3 protein-coding genes are annotated in these 2,638 nt (G+C 62.2%); all 3 read right to left on the bottom strand.

What is annotated here, in order from left to right:
• The coding region (locus EN984_RS30380; RefSeq protein WP_164765754.1) for a branched-chain amino acid ABC transporter permease at window positions 1-770 on the bottom strand (770 nt) is incomplete at its 3' end.
• Window positions 771-888: 118 nt separating this feature from the next.
• Window positions 889-1,998, bottom strand: a complete 1,110-nt coding sequence (locus tag EN984_RS30385; protein ID WP_127266693.1) for a branched-chain amino acid ABC transporter substrate-binding protein — start codon at window positions 1,996-1,998, stop codon at window positions 889-891.
• A 147-nt stretch (window positions 1,999-2,145) separates the two neighbouring features.
• Window positions 2,146-2,638, bottom strand: a 493-nt coding sequence (locus tag EN984_RS30390; RefSeq protein ID WP_127384181.1) for an RraA family protein, incomplete at its 5' end; no start/stop codon positions are given.

The raw sequence follows: 2,638 nt of genomic DNA on the forward strand, positions 1-2,638 counted from the left end.
GGCAGAAAGCCGCCGAGCTTGGCGCCCGGCACGCTGCCTATCCCGCCTATGACAGCGGCGGTGAAGGCCTTGAGCCCCATGATGAAGCCCATGAAAAAATGGACACTGCCATAATAGGCGCCGGCCATGACCCCACCGCCGGCAGCGAGCGCCGAGCCCATGAAAAACGTCAAGGCGATCACCCGGTCGACATCGATGCCCATCAGGCGGCTCGCCCCCATGTCGATGGACACGGCGCGCATCGCCTTGCCGTACATGGTGCGGGAGACAAAGGCCTGCATGCCTGCCATAAGAGCAATGGAGGCGGCCACCAGAACCATCTGCGTGTAGGTGATATGAACGGTGGAAATGTCGACACCGGCAAAACCGAGGTCGGTGTTGAAGGCGTAATGCCGCCCGCCGGTCAGGGCGAGTGCCGTGCCGTTCAACACCATCGAGGCACCAAGCGCCGTGATGAGGATGGAGAGGCGCGGCGCATTGCGCATCGGCCGATAGGCGAAGCGTTCGATGATGACGCCGAGCAAGCCGACAGCCAGCATCGACACAAGCAGGGCGCAGACCACGCCCAGCCAGCCATTGCCGACCCATATGCCGACAAAGGAGAACACGATGAGGCCGACGAAGGCGCCGTTCATGTAGATGTCGCCATGGGCGAAATTCAGGAGCTTGATGACGCCGAAGACCATGCTGTAGCCAAGCGCGATCAGGGCATAGAACGAGCCGACGATAAGACCGTTCACCAGTTGCTGAATAAGCAGGTCGAGCGTCATTGATGCTCCAGGGCAGAATTGAAAAAGTCTTGTCTGGGCGCAGCGTCGGCGCACCAGACAATCGGCGGTGACGCCGAGGCCGCCACAAGGCCTGCCTCGGCATCAATCCGGTTGGCCTTTATTCGACAGCCACCCACTTGCCGCCCTTTGCAATCACCGGGCGGAAGTTCGAGGTCTGGAGCGTGTTCTTGTCGGTGAACTTGATTTCACCGGCGAGGCCCTTGAAATCGCTGGCCTTGAGCGCCTCGATGATCGCCTTCTGATCCGCCGACTTGGCCCGCGTGATCGCATCGACGATCAGGTCGCCCACATCGTGGGAGAGCGCCGCATAGGCGCCGGCGTCGCGGCCATAGGTTTCCTTGTACTTGGCCTTGAAGTCGGCGGCGCCGGACAAGAGGTCGACAGTCGGCGGAGACAACAGGTACACGCCCTCACCGGCCGACCCGGCGATCTCCAGATATTCCGGTGAATTGTTGCCGTCGCCCAGCACGATGCCGCCCTGGAACCCGGCCTGCCGGAGTTGCTTGGTGAGCAGAGCGCCACCGGCATGGTAGGCGGTCCAGAAGACAGCATCGGCGCCGCTCGACTTGATCTTGGTGACGACCGCCGAATAGTCCTGCTCGCCGGCCGTGGTGGTCTCCTTGGCGGCAATTTCGCCGCCAGCGCTCTTGAAAGCTTCGGCGGTCAACTTGGCTAGGTCGGATGAATAGGCATCGCCTTCGTCCACGAACGCGAACTTCTTGTAGCCATTCTTCTTGAAGAGTTCGACGGCTGTCGTCGCCTGCATGTCGCCGGTCGAATTGGCGAGGAAGGCATTGCCCTGATTGGCGGCGACCAGCTTGGTCGAGTTCGCTCCGATGATGACGAACGGAATGCCGGCGTCACCATAGATCTTCAATGTCGGCAAGACGGCGCCCGAGCAGTAGCCGCCGACGATGGCGGTCACGCCTTCCGAGACAAGCTTGCTGCCTGCGGTCACCGCCTGTTGCGGATCGCAGGCGTCGTCGGCGGTGGTGGTAGTGATCTTGTCGCCGTTGACGCCGCCCTTGGCGTTGACGGCATCGATCGCCATCTTCACGGCGTTCTCCATATCCTGCCCTTCACTGGCCAGTTGGCCAGTCATGGGGGCCACGATGCCGATCTTGATGTCGGCAGCCGCGGCCATCGTGGTCAGAGCCAGCCCGGCAAGGGCGGTGGCGCAAGTTAGCCTCTTGAAGGAAACAACCATCAATTCTCTCCATTTTCCCCTGTTGGTGCATCCAGGCGGCGTGCCCGAAATGCATTGTTTCGCCCTCGGTTAGCTGCGGAGCGGTTATGTTGAGCAAGATCGCCAGCCGGCCACACGATTGTCACCGGCAAGGACTGACCCGGCAGATCAGTGACTGCCGCTTGAAGCCCGGGCATAGGCTCCCTGATAACGGTTCTCCTGGATGCTCTGCATGATCTCGGCCTCGCGGGCTTCCTGCGACCGGACGGCCGCCAGCAAGGCCGCGGCACCGTCGATTGGAAATGCCACGACGCCATCCTCGTCGCCGACGACGATGTCGCCAGGACCGACGACCATGCCGCCTATGCAGACGGGAACATTTATGGCTCCCGGACCATCCTTGTAAGGTCCGAGATGGATGGCCGACCGCGCGAAACATGGGAACGGATTGCGGCCGATGGCACCGGCATCGCGAATGGCGCCGTCGATGACAATGCCTGCGGCGCCACGCGAAGCCGCGACACTTGTCATGATTTCGCCGACCAGCGCGCGCCCCTCATAGCCACCGCCGTCCACGACAATGACGTCGCCGGGCTGTAGCAGATCGAGCGCACGATGGATGAACTGGTTGTCGCCGGGGCGGGGGCTGAACGTCAGGGCC

It is taken from the genome of Mesorhizobium sp. M7A.F.Ca.CA.004.12.1.1 (assembly GCF_003997835.1).
GTDB lineage: Bacteria > Pseudomonadota > Alphaproteobacteria > Rhizobiales > Rhizobiaceae > Mesorhizobium.

Excerpts from the sequence above, each read along its gene's own strand:
- EN984_RS30385 (WP_127266693.1), bottom strand. The coding sequence starts at position 1,998 with ATGGTTGTTTCCTTCAAGAGGCTAACTTGCGCCACCGCCCTTGCCGGG.